The organism is Sphaerisporangium sp. NPDC005288 (assembly GCF_040607475.1).
In the GTDB taxonomy this organism is placed as follows: domain Bacteria; phylum Actinomycetota; class Actinomycetes; order Streptosporangiales; family Streptosporangiaceae; genus Sphaerisporangium; species Sphaerisporangium rhizosphaerae.
Genome location: NZ_JBEXGT010000010.1, coordinates 169,373 through 186,098 on the forward strand (window position 1 = coordinate 169,373; position 16,726 = coordinate 186,098).

The following is a 16,726-nucleotide window of genomic DNA, read 5'->3' on the forward strand; positions in this document are numbered from 1 at the left end:
GTTGGGGGATGAGGGCGGGGCGCGGACGGCGAAGGATGGGAGGCGGGCATGGTCCGTGCCCACTCGCACCCATGTCGGGAGGAGCGCGATGATCGGCATCGACATCCCTCTGTGGGCCGCGCGGCTGCGGGCGTGGCGGCGGGGCCGGCTGTGGAGCCGCGAGGACCTGGCCGGGCGGATGGCCGGCGCCGCGGACGACGACACCCGTGACCGCCTTCCCGCCGGGGAGGGCCTCACCGCCATGATCCGCGCGTGGGAGACCGGCGAGGCGCGACCGGCGCCCCGGTACGCCGAGCTGCTGTGCGGGGTGTTCGGCGCGCGGGAGCGGGAGCTGTTCGGCCAGGAGAGCGGGGAGCCCGCCGGCACCACGCTGTGGCACCACCTCACCGGCGTCCCGCTGCTGCCCGGGCGCTTCACCGCCGAGGAGGAGGAACGCACCGGGCGGGCGATCGAGGACCCGCGCCGGGCCGACGAGCCGACGGTGGCCTACCTGTCGGCCGTGGTCGAGGCCTGCGACCGGCCGGACCTGCGGCCCGGCGAGCAGGCGGGCGCGCTGTCGGCGGTGTTCGGCGTGCTCCGGGGGTTCCGCGGCGAGGCGGGGAGCGGCGTGCGCAGGTCGCTGATCACGCTGTCGTCCCGGGACGCCGACGCCGTGGGCCGCATGTGGTACGAGGCCGGCGACCTGCGGCGGGCTCTGTGGTGGTCCGACGTCGCCCGGCGCTCGGCCGCCCAGGCGCAGGACGAGCGGCTGGTGGCCTTCACGCTGGCGGGTCGCGCCGGGCTCACCGGCCCGGAGACCGACCCTGGAGAGGTGGTGGAGATCGCGGTGGCGGCGCGGGAGCGCCCGGCCCGCGAGCACGCCGTCCCCTCGCCGGGCCTCGCGGCGATGGCGCGTCTGCGCGAGGCGCTCGGTCACGCCATGGCCGGGGAGGAGGATCTGTGCCGCCGGCGCCTGGAGGAGTCCGCTGAGCCGCCCGGGGAGGAACCGGAGGAGCGCCCGAGGTTCGGATGGGACTACTCCCGGACCCTGCACGACCTGCTGGCCGCCGACTGCCTGCTGGACCTCGGCCATACCGGCGACGCGATCGAGATTTTGGAGCGGGAGCTCGCCACGGCAGGGCGCAGCCGCGAGACGGCCTACGACCTGGCCCGCCTGGCCCACGCCTACGCCGACGCCCACGAGGGCGAGCGGTGCGCGCAGGCGGCGCGCCGCGCTCTCGATCTGGCCAGGCAGACCGGCGCGGCGCGCGCCCTGCGGGAGCTGGACCTCACGCTGGCAGCGAGGTCCCGAGCTCCAGTGTCGACGGCAGCTCCGCGCGGCTGGTGATGTCCAGCTTGCGGTAGGTGCGCGTCAGGTGCTGCTCGACGGTGCTCACGGTGACGTAGAGCTTGTCGGCGATCTCGCGGTTGGTGTACCCGGCCGCGGCCAGCACCGCGACCCGCCGCTCGGCGTCGCTGAGAATGGCCGTCACGTCGGCCGTCTCGGCGACCGCGCCCGGCGCCGGGGCGGCGTTCGCGTCGCCCTCGCGGGCGAGCGAGCGGGTCAGCGGGTCGGCGTGGCATTCCTGGGCGACGGCGCGCGCCCGCCCGCCGATCATGCCGGCCCGGCGGTACTCGCCGAGCGCCTGGAAGGCCTCGGTGAGGTCCACCAGCACGCGGGCCAGCTCGTACCGGTCGCCGCCGGACTGCAGCAGGTCACCGGCCTGGCGCAGCAGCATGGGCCGGTGCCGGGGCTCGCTGGTGGCGGCGAGCAGGCGCATGGCGATGCCGTGCACGCGGGGCGCGCTGGTCCCGCACCGCCTGATCTGCTCCTCCACCAGCCGGCGGGCCTGGTCGGGCCGGCCCAGGCGCAGGCACGCCTCGGCGGCCTCGGCCCGCCACGGGATGAGCCAGGGGACGTCCAGGTCCCAGCGGCCCATCAGTTCTCCGCAGCGCTGGAAGTCGCGCAGCGCGAGCTGCGGGTGGTCGGTGGCCATGCTGTACCGGCCGCGGGCGTGCAGGTAGTGCAGGCCCCACCGGGTCTGGAACATGGCCTCGGGCACCGGCTGGTCGAGCAGGTCGTTGACCACGTCGTACTTGCCCATGGCCGTCGAGGCGATGATCAGGCTGGACAGCGGGCCGCCGACGGCGACGCCCCAGCCGCTCAGCGGGATGATGTCCAGGGCCAGCCGCCCGTGGAACTCGGCGCCCAGCATGTCGCCCTGGCGCAGGGCGATCTCGGCGCGGATCGCCGACAGCCTGGCCTGCCTGCTCGGGGCGTGCCGGGAGGAGGCCTCGTCGATGAACAGGTCGCACCAGGGGGCGGCCTTGTCCGGACGGCCGCCGTAGGTGAGCGCGAGCAGGGCGCTCTCGACGGTGTCCATGGACATCTCGTCCAGGCGGGACCCGCGCAGGATACGCTCGACCACGTTGACGATCTCGTCGCGCGGCCCGCGGGTGAGCACGGCGGCCAGCGTGATCGACGACTCCAGCCTGCGGTAGGCGGCCACGGACAGGATGGCCGCCCGTGACTGCTCGCCGCTCACCTGGGGCAGGTGGGACAGGAACGGGGTGTAGGAGCAGCGCAGCCACGGGCGGGTGACCACCAGTTCGGTGACGGCGTCGGCGTCGAGCTTCTCCCCCGCCTCCCCCGCCTCGCCCAGGTGCTTGAGCACCTCCTCGGCGTCGGCGAACCTGCCGTGCCACAGCAGGGCCTTGGCCAGCACGACGGCGTCGCTGCCGCGCAGCTGGCCGCGGTGCAGGGCGTCGGTCAGCTCGGAGAAGTGCCCGGTGGGCGTGCTGGGGTTGATCCGCCACTCGGCGCGCATCAGGGCGGTGGTGATCCTGACCCGCTGCTGGTCGTCGGTGCAGATGCGGCACGCGAGCCGCAGGTAGGCGACGGCGGGCTCGACGCGGCCCTCGCGCAGGGCGTGGCGCGCGGCGTCCTCCAGGACGTCGACGGCCCACGGCTCCTCCACGCGTCCGGCGTTGAGGATGTGGTCGGCGATGGCGGAGGTGGCGCCGCCGTCGTCGTAGGCCAGCACCGCGGCGCGGTGGTGCAGCTCGGCCCGCTGCTCCGGCTCCAGCTCTGCCAGGACGGCGGTCCGCGCCGACTCGTGCCGGAAGCGGCCCATGGACAGCAGGCCGGCGACCGACAGGGAGTGCAGCTCGCGGTTGACGTACTCCTGCCCGGTGCCGAGGAGCCGGTCCAGCGAGTCGGACTGGTTCAGAACGGCCAGGCCCGAGGCCACCTGGAGCATCTTGACGTCGGCACGGTGCAGGCAGGAGACGACCGCCTGCCCGTACCCCTCTCCGGGCACCAGCTCGGCGGGCGGCCGCCCGCTGCTTCTGGCCGCGGTCTGGTAGTCCTCGACCAGACCGGAGACCAGCAGGGCGTTGCCGCCGCTGAGCCCGTACCATTCCACGGCGAACCGCTCGGCGGCGTCCTTTCCGACCTGTTCGGCGACGACGCTCATGGTCCCGGCCTGAGTGAGCGGGGCGAGCTGGATGCGCCGGCAGTGCGGCTGGCGCAGAAGCTCGGTGGGGAAGGAGGTCTCGGCGTACCGGCCGTGGGTGGAGTGGCTGAAGACCGCGACGATGGAGGCGAAGCGCACCCGGCGCGAGAGGTAGGCCAGGCACAGCAGCGAGGCCCGGTCGGCGTGGTGCACGTCGTCCACGACGATCATGAGGGGGTAGCGCTCGGACAGTTCGAGCAGCACGGTGCACAGGGCATGGACGATCTGGGCGTCCACCTGGTTGAGTGGTTCGCCGCCGGGGGCCGACAGCATGACGGTGCGCGCCCCCTCCGCGAGAAGGGCCATGGCGCGGTCGCGCTCCTCCATGACCAGCGGGGCATCGTGAATGAGCTGCCCGAGCACGCCGAGGGGCAGATCCCTCTCCGCCAGCGAGCCGGTCGCGGTGATCGGCAGGGCGCCCAGCTCGGCGGCCTGCTCGGCGAAGGAGTGCAGCAGGTCGCTCTTACCGGTCGCGACGGTGCCGCTGACCAGCGCCACCCGTCCCTTGCCCATGATGGCGCTGGCGAGCAGACCTTCCAGAGAGGTCAACGCTTCCTGGCGTTCGATCAGGCTCATGACGAGCCTCCCTTTTTGACGTCTTCACATGTCGCCGCGTGGCGCCTTCCATTTGTCCGTGCTTGTCCGTATTTGGTGTTACTTGCCACGCTAGGTCGGCGCGCCTTTCAGCTGTTATCGAGCGGCTATCCGGGGTGATGCCGGCGCCGGACGGGACGGACGGGAGCGGGGACGGCGGCAGGGACGACGGGAGCGGCGGCGGCCGCGAGCGCCCGCACGCGCGCCGCCGGAGCCTCGCGCACGACGGGGGCCCCGGGGACGGCGGTGATGGCGTCCAGGCGGGCCCGGGTCATCGCCGAGCGGACGGCCGACAGGGCGGCCGCGCCGGCGTCGGGGGCCACGCCGGCGCCCCACGTCGACCTGCCCCCGGCCCTGCACTGGGCGTAGACCACCACCTCGGCGCTCGCCTCGCGACCTCCCCGCGCCCCCTCACGGGCGGTGTGGTGGACGGCCCGCACCTCGACGCCCCAGCCGGCCAGGGCCTCCTTCAGGCCGTTCAGGCGGGCCGTCCACGCGTCGCCGGGGTCGAAGCCGCCGGCGTCGATGTGCAGCTCGGCGCTCACCGGGTCACCGGCGAAGACCAGCGGGACGGGCAGCGCCGGGTACTCCAGGTACTCGCGGTCGAACAGGTCCTTGACCCGCTCGGGGGTGACCTCGCCGCCCTCGGCGTCGGCGTGCGCCTGCACGACGCGGGCGAGGTCGGCCTGGAGCGGGCGCGGCAGGTCCATCCCGTACCAGGCCCCCATGATGTAGGCCACGCCGCCCTTGCCCGACTGGCTGTTGATCCGCACCACCGCCTCGTAGGTGCGGCCGACGTCCCGCGGGTCGATCGGCAGGTAGGGCATCTCCCACGGCAACTCCCGCGGGTCGGCGCCGGTCTCGGCGGCGGCGCGCTCCAGGGCGTCGAAGCCCTTGTTGATGGCGTCCTGGTGGGAGCCGGAGAAGGAGGTGTAGACCAGGTCGCCGCCGTAGGGGTGACGAGGGTGGACGAGCAGTCCGTTGCACTCCTCCACGGTGTGGCGCACGCCGTCCAGGTCCGCGAAGTCGATGCCCGAGTCCACGCCCTGCGCGAGCATGTTCAGCCCCAGCGTGACCAGGCAGACGTTGCCGGCCCGCTCCCCGTTGCCGAACAGGCAGCCCTCGACGCGCTGCGCCCCGGCCAGCAGGGCCATCTCGGCCGAGGCGACGCCGGTGCCGCGGTCGTTGTGCGGGTGGACCGACAGGCAGACGTGCGCGCGGCGCGACAGGTGCCGGTCGAGCCACTCGATCTGGTCGGCGAAGACGTTCGGCATGGAACGCTCGACGGTCGTGGGGAAGTTCAGGATGATCCCCCGCGCTTCGCAGGGGTCCCACTCGTCCATCACCGCCTCGCACACCTCCAGCGAGAACTCCGGCTCGGTGTCGTTGAACAGCTCCGGCGAGTACTGGAAGCCCAGGTCGCAGCCGCCGAGCAGCCGGTCGGCGTACTTCATCACCAGCCGGGTGCCCTGCACCGCGAGGTCCTTGCACTCGTCGCGGTCCATTCCGAACACCACCCGCCGGAACAGCGGCGAGGTGGCGTTGTACAGGTGGATCGTGGCGGCGCGGGCGCCCTCCAGGCTCTCCACCGTGCGCCTGATCAGCTCGTCGCGCGCCTGCACCAGCACCGATATGCGCACGTCGTCGGGGATGAGGTCGCCGTCGATGAGGGCGCGCACGAAGGTGAAGTCGTCCTGGCTCGCCACCGGGAAGCCGATTTCGATCTCCCGGTAACCCATGCGCACCAGTAGGTCGAACATCGCCATCTTGCGCTCGGGCCCCATCGGGCGGGCCAGCGACTGGTTGCCGTCCCGAAGATCGGTGGACAGCCAGCGCGGCGCGCGGGTGATGGCGTTGCCGGGCCAGCGGCGGCCGGGCAGGTCCACCTGCGCGGACGGGCGATAACGAGCGGCCGCGCGGGCGCCGGGGCCGGCGGGCGCGGGATCGGCTGTGGTCACTGTCGGGTTCCCTTCTCCCCTTACTCCGCTGTGCGCCGCCGCGCGCCGCCCGGGAGCGAGAAGGCCGGAACGGGCACGGCGGGAATACCGTCGCTCACGCGATCCGGAAATGCGTGGAATACGAATACGGGGACAGCATCACCTGGATCTGGTAGGCGTCCGTCTCGTCCTGCATTCGAAATGTCACGATTATTTCCGGGTACGCCGCGCTGACACCCAGGCCGACGAAGTAGTAGTCGCTGTCGAAGACGATGCGATAAAGGCCGCGCTCGAGCTTCTTGTCGCGCCACTCGCTGATGCGGCCCTCGCTGTCGGTCTCGGCGTCGGCGAGGTCGTGCCACCCGCCGAGGCCGTCGCGCTCCAGGCGTGCGCGTACGCCCGCGGCCGACCGGCCGTAGACGCCGTCCAGCGCCTGCGCGGTAACACTCATGTCCAGCACACCCATCTGCCGTGCCCGCCGCAACGGACAGCCTCCAGCACCATCGCGGTCGCGGGCTGCGGAGCGGCGCTCCTCACCGCGAGCACGCACGTGAGCCTGGGGCGTCTTTCGTCAGGACCACCGTCCCTGGCCCGACGCGCGTACGACGGGACGGACGGACGCCCCTGGGCGCCGGCCGATCCCGGCCTGGGGGCAAGAATGCCCAACGGCACTATCGATCCGCTTTCCATTTTCTATCCGTCGCCGCCTCCGGCGCGCTCCGCGAGAACGTCCGGGCAGCTCAGACCGCTTTTCGCCCGGCCCGGTGGGTGCTCTACCGGGCGATTTGTCCGGCGGTAACAGGAAAACGCACAAATAGGGGGCACGCAAACCCCTGAGCTGCCCCGATGGCCACGGAGAAGCGATCCGATAAGGACAGAATGGTGGCGGTTTCTACGTTGACGGTGTTCCCAGCGAACGGCTGATGGACGACCCGCACCACCGACACGGGAAGAGGCCAGGAAATGAGCGCTCAGAGCAGTGGCCGAGTGGCACGGTTCCTCCTCTCATCCGTCGCCATCGGCGGACGGGACGCCGCCGCGGGGACGCGAGGCCGCTCACACGGAGCGACCGCCCACCGCGCGGCCGCCGGCGGCAACACCCCCTGGGGATGACCGTCCCGCCCCCTCTTGCACGCCAGCGGCATGAATCAGACGTCCACATCCGGACACACCTCCCAGCGGACCTCCGGCACAGCCTTGACACAAATCCCCCACAACGGGACAAACCACCAAACAGATCGCCGCCTGCCCCCCGCGATCCCGTTGCACACGCGAATGAACACCGTCAGTGCGAGAAGTATCCGTCGACTCTCTATAGATCCGAACCTCGTATAGTTGTACGATCCAGACATAAGTGACATTGCCATAAGTAACCAGCTCGCACCCGACAGTAGATGCCGGGCAATGGTCATAAACTAAGAGGCGATGTTCACGACGAGAGCGGATCTCCTGGCGCCACGCGTTTGTCGTATCTCTCGCATCGGAGGGTGATCGAACACTTCCGGATGGGCCGCGAGTCTTATTGCGAGGAGATGCAGTGCAATTCGGGATTCTTGGGGCGCTTGAGGCGGTCGCCGCGGATCGCCGTCTCGACCTTGGCGGCATCCGGCAGCAGATCGTGCTCGCCGTGTTGCTCCTCGACGCCAACCGGGTGGTCACCATCGGCCGACTCATGGAGGCGATCTACGGCGACGAGCCGCCCAACACCTCCCGCGCCCAGGTCCAGATCTGCGTCTCCGCCCTGCGCCGGCTGTTCGCCGCCAACGGAAGTCCCGACATCATCACCACCCAGTCCCTGGGCTACTCCATCCGCGTCGCCGCCGACCAGGTCGACGCCCAGTGCTACGAGAGCCTGGTCCAGCGCGCCCGCCGCGCCCGCGAGGCCCGCAACCTCAACGAGGCCATCCGGCACTACCGCGAGGCCCTGTCGCTGTGGCGCGGGCCGGCTCTGGACGGCATCGAGAGCAGGCTCGTGCAGTCGGCGGCCAGCAGGCTGACCGAAAGCCGCATCACCGCCAACGAGGACTGCATCCAGCTCGAACTCGACCTCGGCCGCCACCACGAACTGGTGGGCGAGCTGAGCGAGCTGACCGAGGAGTACCCCCTGCGCGAGCGGCTGCGCGGCCTGCTGATGACCGCGCTGTACCGCTCGGGCCGCCAAGCCGAGGCGTTGCAGGTCTACCGCAACGCCCGCCGCACGATGATCGAAGAGCTGGGCATCGAGCCCAACGAGCGCCTCCAGCAGCTCGAGCACGCGATCCTCACCTCCGACGAGAGCCTGGCCGCCCCGGCCCCGCCCCCCTCGGAGAGGATCGAGGTGCAGGCGCCGACCGGGACGACGATGCCCAACGTCCCGGGGATGCTGCCGACCGACATCGCCGACTTCACCGGCCGCACCAAGCAGATCGAGGACATCCGCCAGCGCCTGATGCTGGCCTCGGAGGACCGCACGCGCTTCGCGGTCCCGATCATCGTGATCGTCGGCAAGCCCGGCGTCGGCAAGACCACCATCGCCGTGCACGCCTCCCACGCCATCGGAGAGCGCTTCCCGCACGGCACGCTGTTCGCCGACCTGCACGGCGGCGGCTCGCGTCCCACCAGCCCCATGCAGGTGCTCGAGCGCTTCCTGCGCGTGCTCGGCGTCGCCGGCACCGGCATCCCCGACGGCCTGGAGGAGCGGGCCGAGATGTACCGCGCGCTGCTGGCCGACCGCAAGATGCTCATCGTGCTCGACAACGCCGGCAGCGAGAGCCAGGTGCTGCCACTGCTGCCGGGCACCCCTTCCTCCGCGGTGCTCATGACGAGCCGGAGCCGCCTGGCCGGCCTGGCGGGTGCGAGCCACATCGACGTGGAGATCTTCGACTCCGACCAGTCGGTCAACCTGCTCTCCCGCATCGCGGGCATCGAGCGGGTGCAGTCGGAGATCGAGGCCGCCGAGGCGCTGGCCGAGCTGTGCGGCCATCTGCCGCTGGCGCTGCGCATCGCCGGCGCCCGGTTGTCGGCCCGCCCGCACTGGAGCATCGAGCAGCTGGTCAGCCGCCTGGAGGACGAGACCCGCCGGCTGGACGAGCTCAAGCACGGCGAGATGGGCATCCGGGCGAGCATCTCGCTGACCTACGACAGCGTCGGGGAGGACGCGCGCCGGCTGTTCCGGCGGCTGACGATCCTGGACTCCCAGATCTTCTCGGCCTGGGTGAGCGCCGCCCTGCTCGACCGGCCGCTGCCCATCGCGCAGGACCTGCTGGACGACCTGGCCGACGCTCAGCTCATCGAGACCACCGGCGTCGGGTACGGCGTGCACAGCCAGTACCGCCTGCACGACCTGATCCGGGTGTTCGCGCGCGAGCGCCTGGCGGCCGAGGAGACCGCGGCCGACCGCAACGCGGCGCTCGAACGCGTCCTCGGCGGCCTGCTGTTCCTGGCCGAGGCGGCCCACCGCCGCGAGTACGGCGGCGACTACGTGCAGATCCACAGCCACGCCCCGCGCTGGCCGCTGCCCGACAAGCTGGTCGGGCAGCTCGTCGCCTCCCCCCTGCAGTGGTACGAGCGCGAGCGCTCCATGCTGGTGTCGGGCATCCGCCAGGCGGCCCAGGCGGGGCTGGTGGACCTGTGCTGGGACCTGGCGATCAGCTCGGTGACGTTGTTCGAGTCCCGCGTGTACCTCGACGACTGGCGCGAGACCCACCAGATAGCGCTGGCGGCCACCCGGCAGGCCGACGACAGGTGCGGGCAGGCGGCCATGCTGTACTCCCGCGGGTCCCTCTACATCACCGAGCAGCGCTTCGGCGACGCCCGCTGCGACTTCGAGGCGGCGGTCCAGCTGTTCGAGGAGGTCGGCGACGGCCAGGGGACGGCCCTGGTCATCAGGAACATCGGCTTCCTGGACCGGCTGAGCGGCCGCTTCGCCGAGGCCGAGGCGCACTACCGGCGGGCCCTTGAGATCTTCCGCGGCAACGGCGACCAGGTGGCCTCGGCGTACGTGCTGCACAACCTGGCCCAGCTCCGGCTGGAGTTCGACGACCTGCCCGGCGCGCAGCGCCTGCTGACCGAGGCGCTGGAGCTGAGCCGCAGCAGCGGCAGCAGGCGGGTGGAGGCGCAGGTGCTGCACCGCATCGGCCACACCTACCTGCAGGCCGACCAAGCGGCGCTCGCGGTGGACGTGTTCGAGGAGGCCCTGACGGCGGTGCGCAACATCGGCGACCCCACCGGCGAGGCCTACGCCCTGCACGGGCTCGGCATCGCGCGCATGCGGCGCGGGGAGCTGGTGGAGTGCGAGAGCGCCCTGACCCGTGCGCTGATGCTGGCCAGCGCCTCCAGCGAGCACCTGGTCGAGGCGCGGGTGCAGCTCGGGCTGGGCGAGCTGGCCATGACCCGCGACGACGCCACCCAGGCGGTCATCTACCTGGAGCAGGCGCTGTCGCTGTTCCGCCAGATGCACATGCCCCTGCAGGAAGCGCGCACGCTGATCAGGCTGAGCGACGCCCAGCAGGCCGCCGGCGACCTGGAGGCCGCGCAGGACTCGCTGAACCAGGCCCTCACGCTGACCGACAAGATGGACGCCCCCGTGGCCGAGCAGATGCGCGGCCAGCTCGGCCAGCGCCTCGGCGAGGGCCGCTGAAACCGCCGCCCGGGCGGCTCAGCCGGTGGGGTCGCCGGGGCGGGCGGCCAGGGGGCGCAGGCGGTTGAGGCGCAGGGCGAGCTGGATCTCCAGGGCGCGTTCGGGAGACTGCCAGCCGTCGCCGAGCAGCCGGCCCACCCGGTCCAGGCGCTGGGTGACGGTGTTGACGTGGATGTGCAGCCGCTCGGCGGTGCGCGACAGGCTGGACCCGGTGCCGAAGTAGGTCTCCAGGGTCCGCACCAGCGCGGTGCCGCGGCGTAGGTCGTAGGCCAGCACCGGCCCGATGGCGCTGTGGAGGAACCCGCCGACGTCGCGGTCGCGGCCGATCAGCAGGCCGACGAAGCCCAGCTCGTCGCTGCCGGCGCCCTCGCCTTCGCGTCCGAGGGCGAGCAGGGCCTCGGCGCAGCGCCGGGCCTCGCGGTAGGCCTCGGCGACGGCGGCCGGGCCGTGGACCGGGCCCGCCGCGCCGGCGGTGACGGGGGTGCCGAGCGAAGCGCCGAGTTCTCTGGCCACCCGGCGGGCCGCCGCGGCCGGTTCGGTGCCGGGCAGCAGCAGGATGGTCTCCTCTCCCCTGGCGGCGACGAGCCCATGGCGCGAGGAAGCGTCGGAGGCGGCCCAGAAGGCCGTGCGCTGGGCGGAGAGCGGCTCCTCGGCGCGGTGGCGGGCGACGACGAGGATGTGCGGGGCGTCCAGGTCGACGCCCAGCAGCCGCGCCCGGCCGTGCAGGGCGTCGGAGTGGACGGCCCGTCCGGTGAGCAGGTCGTCCAGCAGCTCGCCGCGCACCCGGCCCTCGGCCGCCGCCGCGGTGCGGCGGAACAGCAGGAGCAGGGCGGTGACCAGGGCGGCGCGTTCGAGGATCCGCTGGTCGGCGCCGGAGACCTCGTCGGGGGTGCGCAGGGCGAGCGTGCCGAGGTTCTCGGCCCCGGAGGCGACCGAGGCCACCCACAGTTCGCCGCGCTGGACGGTGCGGCCGAGCCGGCGGGAGGCGGCGGCGGCCGCCGCCACCTCGGCCTCGTCCAGGTCGCCGGCCGACCCCACTTCGGCCAGCCGCCGCCCGTCGGCGTCCAGTACCACGATGGCGCCGCCGAGGATGTCGGTGACCACCGCGGCGACGTCCTCCACCCCACCGCCGCGCACGACCAGGCCGGTCATGCGGTCGTGGGCCTGCGCGGCGCGCTCGACCGAGGCGCTGTGCGCCTGCAGGAGCCGGTTGGCGGCGCTCAGCTCGCCGAGCGCCGTGCGGGTCTCCTCCAGCAGGCGGGCGTTGTCCAGGGCGACGGCGGCGTGGGCGGCCAGCGAGGCCAGCAGCGCCACCTCCTCCTGAGCGAAGGGGCGGGCGCTGCGGTTGGCGGCGAACAGCACGCCGATGATCTGCGCGCCGAGCCGCATGGGGACGCCGAGAATGGCGACCAGCGCCTCCTCCTTGACGGCGGCGTCGATGTGGGTGCGGTGGCGGAAGCGCTCGTCGGAGAAGTAGTCGGCGCTGGCGTACGGGGTGCCGGTCTGGGCGACCAGGCCGCCGAGACCGGCGCCCATGGGCAGGCGCAGCGCCCGGAAGGCCGCCGAGACCGATCCGTCGGTGACCCGCATGTAGGTGTCGCCGTGGTCGGGGTCGTGCAGGGTCATGTAGGAGATGTCGGCGTGCAGCAGCCGGCGGGCGCGGCGGACGATGGCCTCCAGGACGGCGCCGACGTCGCGCAGCCCCGCCAGGTCGCCCGCCGTCTCGAACAGCGCCGACAGCTCGGCCTCGCGGCGGGCGCGGTGCTCCAGCAGCGCGCGCACGCGCAGCGCGGCCAGTTTGGCCCGGTCCAGCTCGGCCAGCACCTCGGGGGCGGCACCGGCGGCCCGCGCCTCGACCAGCGGGGCCTCGAACTCCACCGGCGGGGCCTCGCGGGCGAGCAGGTCGAGAAAGACGGTGCAGCTCATGGGGTTCATTGTCCCCTTGATCACGATATTTCCCCCGATGCGTCGGCTCGGGCCGCGGCCACGCCGGCGCGGCCCCGGATGACCCCCCTCAGTGCGCCGTCCACCCGCCGTCGATGGTCAGGGAGGCACCGGTGATCATGGACGCCTGCGGCGAGCACAGGTAGGCGACGGCCTCGGCGACCTCGTCCGGCTCGATCAGCCGCCTGATGGCCGCCGGGGCCAGCATGATCTGCTCGACGACCCCCTCGGGCGGCAGGCCGTGGACGCGCGCCTGGTCGGCGATCTGCTCCTCCACCAGCGGGGTCCGCACGTAGGCCGGGTTCACGCAGTTGGAGGTCACGCCGTGCTCGGCGCCCTCCAGCGCGATCACCTTGGACATCCCCTCCAGGGCGTGCTTGGCGGTGACGTAGGCGACCTTGTACGGCGAGGCGCGCAGCCCGTGCACCGAGGAGATGTTCACCACCCGCCCCCAGCCTCGCTCGTACATACCGGGCAGGACCCGCCTGACCAGCCGGAACGGCGCCTCCACCATGATCTTGAGAATGGCGGCGAAGATCTCCGGCGGGAACTCGGGGATCGGCGCGACGTGCTGGAAGCCCGCGTTGTTGATCAGGATGTCCACCGCACCGCAGTCGAGCGCGTCCACCGCCGCCATGTCGGTCAGGTCGGCGCCCAGCGCCATCCCGCCGATCTCCCCGGCGGCCTCGCGCGCCTCCCGCTCGCGGACGTCCAGGATGAGGACCTCCGCTCCCGCGTCCGCCAGCCGCCGGGCGCAGGCCCGCCCGATGCCGCTGGCCCCGCCGGTCACCAGGGCACGCCGGCCCGTCAGGTCCACCTCGGCTACCTGCCCGGCGGTCACGCTCGTTGAAACCACAGCGAATGCTCCTAGAAGTACGGGGGATGCGGTGAGCGGCCTGCGACCGGGCCGGTGCCGTCAGACCGGCGAGCCGACGCCCTCCGGCCGGGCGGGCGAGCCGTCGGGCGCCTCGCCGGAGGGTGGCTCGGCGCGCCCGCCGCCCGCGCGGGAGCGAAGCAGGTCGCGGGCCGTGCCCCAGATGCCGCGCCGGAAGACCAGGACGATGATCACGAAGATGGTGCCGGTGACGATGCCGATGCCCTCGAACCCGGAGGTGACCAGGTAGTCGTTCAGCTCGACCACCAGGGCCGCGCCGAGCACCCCGCCCCACAGCGTGCCGATGCCGCCGAGGACGACCATCATCACGACCTGGCCGGAGGTGGTCCAGTACACGCTCTCCAGGGAGGCGAAGCCGTGGCCGATCGCGAACAGCCCGCCGGCCAGCCCGGACAGCGCGGCCGACAGCACGAACGCCAGCAGCCGGTAGCGGTCCACCGGGTAACCGAGCGCCTGCGCCCGCGCGGGGTTGTCCCTGATCGAGGCGAGCACCCGCCCGAACGGCGAGCGCACGATGCGCCACACCACGACGAACCCGGCCAGCACCAGCGGCAGGCCCGCGTAGTAGAAGACGAACGAGTCCGACAGGTCCAGGCCGAACAGCTCGCGCGGCACGCCCTGCAGGCCGTTCTCGCCGCCGGTCAGGTCGCGCCACTGGTTGACCACGAAGTACACCATCTGCGCGAACGCCAGGGTGACCATCGCGAAGTAGATGCCGCGCAGGCGCACCGACAGGTAGCCGATGGGCAGGGCCAGCACGGCGGCGAACGCCGCGCCGCCGAGCACGGCCACCGGGAAGGGCAGCCCGGTGCGCAGGGCGATGATGCCGGCGACGTAGGCGGCGCCGCCCCAGAAGGCGGCGTGCCCGAACGACAGCAGCCCGGTGAAACCGAGCAGCAGGTCCAGCGCCGCCGCGAACAGCGCCCAGCAGGCGATGTCGAGCGCGACCGGCGGATAGACCATCCAGGGCAGCGCCAGGGCCAGCAGCAGCCCGGCGGCGAGCAGGAGGGGCCGGGCGGCGAGCCGGGAAAGGATCACGACGGCGACTCCTCGCGTCCGAACAGGCCGGCCGGGCGCCACAGCAGCACGGCCGCCATCAGGATGAACACCAGCGTCTGCGACAGCGCGGGCACATAGAGGTTGCCCAGCGCCGAGACCAGCCCGATGGCGAACCCCGCCGCCACCGAGCCGAAGATCGAGCCGAGGCCGCCGATGACCACGACCGCGAAGACCGTGATGATCAGGTCGGCGCCCATCAGCGGGTTGACCGCGCGCATCGGCGCGGCGAGCACCCCGGCGAAGCCGGCCAGCCCGATGCCGAACCCGAACACCGGCGTCACCCAGCGGCCCACGTCGATGCCGAGCGCGCGGGTGAGCTCGGGCCGTTCGGTCGACGCCCGCACGATCATGCCGACGCGGGTGCGGGTCAGCACCACCCAGACCGCCGCGCAGACGACCAGGGAGACCGCCAGCACGAACACCTGGTAGGCCGGGTAGGTGAACAGCCCGAGGTCCACGGTGCCCGACAGCAGCGCGGGGCGCGGGTAGGGCTGCGACTGCACGCCGTACTCCCGCTTGACCAGGTCCTGCAGGACGAGCGCGAGGCCGAAGGTGAACAGGAAGTTGTACAGCGGGTCCAGCGGGGCGAGCCTGCGGATGAACAGCCGCTCCAGCAGCGTGCCGGCGAGCCCGAGCACGACCGGGACCGCCACCAGCGCGACCCAGAAGTTCACGCCGAAGGAGTCCAGCAGCACGTACGACCCGAACGCGCCGAGCATGTAGAAGGCACCGTGGGCGAAGTTGACGACGCCCAGCATGCCGAAGATGACGGCCAGGCCCAGGGCGAGCAGGGCGTAGAAGGCGCCACCCACCAGGCCGTTGAACGCCTGTTGGAGCACGGTGACCTCCAGGGGGACGGGAAGGACGGGCGCGCGGGCCGGGGGGTGCCGGCGCGCCCGCCGGGGATCAGAGCTTGCAGGCGGGGCTGACCGGCTGGAACGCCTGGTCGGCCGGGATGGTGCTGAGCACCTTCTCGTAGTCCCAGGGCTCCTTGACCTCGCCGGCCGGCTTGACCTGCGCCAGCGAGACGTCGTGCAGCAGCAGGTGGTCCTGGGCGCGGATGGTGGCGTTCTTGGCGAAGGCGTCCTCGAACTTGTAGCCCTCGAGCTGCTTGACCACCGCGTCGGGGCCGTCGGTGCCGGCCCGCTGCACGGCCTCCAGGTACTGGGTGGCGGCCGAGTAGTTGGCGGCATTGGGGAAACTCGGCCGCTTGTTCGCCTTGGCCTGGAACTTGTCGGCCCAGGCGCGGTTGTCCGGCGTGGCGTTCCAGTACCAGGCGTCGGTGAACTTGGTGCCGGCCAGCGCGTCCGGGCCGAGGGAGTGGATGTCGGTGATGAACATCAGCCCGACGGCGAGCCCGACGCCCTTGTCGCGCAGCTTGTACTCGTTGTACTGCTTGACCAGGTTGACCAGGTCACCGCCGGCCTGCATGGCGCCGAGCACCTGCGGCTTGGGGTCCAGCCCCGGGGCCTTGAGCAGGAAGGTGGAGAAGTTGTCGTTGGGGAACGGCGCGGGGTCGCTCTGGATGACCTTGCCTCCGGCCCCGGTGACGGCGGCGGTGAAGTTCTTCTGCATGTCCTGCCCGAAGGCGTAGTCGGGGTAGACGATGTACCAGTTCTTCGAGCCGTCCTTGGTCACGGTGTCGCCGGTGCCGTGGGCCAGCATGTAGGTGTTGTACCCATAGTGGAAGGTGTACTTGTTGCACTGGGCGCCCTCCAGCTCGGTGGTGGCGGCGCCGATGTTCATGTAGATCTTCTTCTTGCTCTTGGCGACGCCCGCGACGGCGAGCGCCGCCGCCGAGGAGGGCACGTCCAGGATGACGTCGGCCTTCTGGCGGTCGTAGAGCTCCTGCGCCTTGGAGTTGGCCACCTCCGGCTTGTTCTGGTGGTCGGCGGACACCACCTCGACGTCCTTCACGACGGCCTTGTCGCCGTACTTGGCCTTGTAGTCCTCGACGGCCATCTGCACGGCCGTGACGCTGCTCTTGCCCGACAGGTCGGCGTAGACCGCCGACTGGTCGTTCAGCACGGCGAGCACGACCTTGCCGTCGCTGATCTTGTCCCCGCTCCCCCCGCCGCCCGGTCCGCCTGCGCAGCCGGCGAGCGTGGCTCCCGCCGCCACCAGGGCGGCGGCTCGGCCCAGAGCTTTCATATGTCTCTCCTTGCGATCTTTTCCGGGGCGTGGA

The 16,726-nt window shown here is 72.2% G+C and carries 10 protein-coding genes; 2 read left to right on the plus strand and 8 right to left on the minus strand.

Features of this window, described 5'->3' with window-relative positions; all coding sequences use genetic code 11:
- Positions 1-88 precede the first annotated feature (88 nt).
- Positions 89-1,327, plus strand: a complete 1,239-nt coding sequence (locus ABZU32_RS12560) for a helix-turn-helix transcriptional regulator (RefSeq protein WP_354920944.1) — start codon at positions 89-91, stop codon at positions 1,325-1,327.
- Here ABZU32_RS12560 and ABZU32_RS12565 read toward each other — a convergent pair.
- The 3 genes from ABZU32_RS12565 to ABZU32_RS12575 all read right to left on the minus strand — a co-directional run bounded on the left by ABZU32_RS12565 (position 1,269) and on the right by ABZU32_RS12575 (position 6,491).
- A complete protein-coding gene (locus tag ABZU32_RS12565; RefSeq protein ID WP_354920947.1) occupies positions 1,269-4,070 on the minus strand; it encodes an AAA family ATPase in 2,802 nt (933 codons plus the stop codon). The genes ABZU32_RS12560 and ABZU32_RS12565 overlap by 59 nt on opposite strands.
- A gap of 125 nt (positions 4,071-4,195) precedes the next feature.
- Complete coding sequence (locus ABZU32_RS12570) at positions 4,196-6,046, minus strand: 2-isopropylmalate synthase (protein WP_354920950.1); 1,851 nt, start codon at positions 6,044-6,046, stop codon at positions 4,196-4,198.
- Positions 6,047-6,140: 94 nt separating this feature from the next.
- Positions 6,141-6,491: a hydroxyisourate hydrolase gene (locus tag ABZU32_RS12575; RefSeq protein ID WP_354920953.1), complete on the minus strand. Its 351-nt coding sequence runs from the start codon at positions 6,489-6,491 to the stop codon at positions 6,141-6,143.
- A 1,071-nt stretch (positions 6,492-7,562) separates the two neighbouring features.
- Between ABZU32_RS12575 and ABZU32_RS12580 the strand changes: the two genes are divergently transcribed.
- On the plus strand, positions 7,563-10,643 hold the full coding sequence (locus ABZU32_RS12580) for a BTAD domain-containing putative transcriptional regulator (protein ID WP_354920956.1): 3,081 nt from the start codon (positions 7,563-7,565) through the stop codon (positions 10,641-10,643).
- 18 nt (positions 10,644-10,661) lie between these two features.
- On the opposite strand, the gene ABZU32_RS12585 is transcribed toward ABZU32_RS12580, so the two are convergent.
- The 5 genes from ABZU32_RS12585 to ABZU32_RS12605 form a co-directional block, all read right to left on the minus strand.
- Complete coding sequence (locus ABZU32_RS12585) at positions 10,662-12,569, minus strand: helix-turn-helix domain-containing protein (RefSeq protein ID WP_354920959.1); 1,908 nt, start codon at positions 12,567-12,569, stop codon at positions 10,662-10,664.
- Positions 12,570-12,657: 88 nt separating this feature from the next.
- Positions 12,658-13,443: a 3-hydroxybutyrate dehydrogenase gene (locus tag ABZU32_RS12590; RefSeq protein ID WP_354920962.1), complete on the minus strand. Its 786-nt coding sequence runs from the start codon at positions 13,441-13,443 to the stop codon at positions 12,658-12,660.
- 60 nt (positions 13,444-13,503) lie between these two features.
- Positions 13,504-14,520 carry a branched-chain amino acid ABC transporter permease gene (locus ABZU32_RS12595; protein ID WP_354920965.1) on the minus strand — a complete coding sequence of 339 codons (1,017 nt, stop codon included), beginning with the start codon at positions 14,518-14,520 and terminating at the stop codon, positions 13,504-13,506.
- The gene (locus ABZU32_RS12600) at positions 14,517-15,380 is read right to left on the minus strand and encodes a branched-chain amino acid ABC transporter permease (RefSeq protein ID WP_354846936.1); all 864 of its coding nucleotides are present in this window, start codon (positions 15,378-15,380) and stop codon (positions 14,517-14,519) included. Before ABZU32_RS12600 ends, ABZU32_RS12595 begins: the two co-directional genes overlap by 4 nt.
- A 67-nt stretch (positions 15,381-15,447) precedes the next feature.
- Positions 15,448-16,692 carry an ABC transporter substrate-binding protein gene (locus ABZU32_RS12605; RefSeq protein WP_354846939.1) on the minus strand — a complete coding sequence of 415 codons (1,245 nt, stop codon included), beginning with the start codon at positions 16,690-16,692 and terminating at the stop codon, positions 15,448-15,450.
- Positions 16,693-16,726 lie beyond the last annotated feature (34 nt).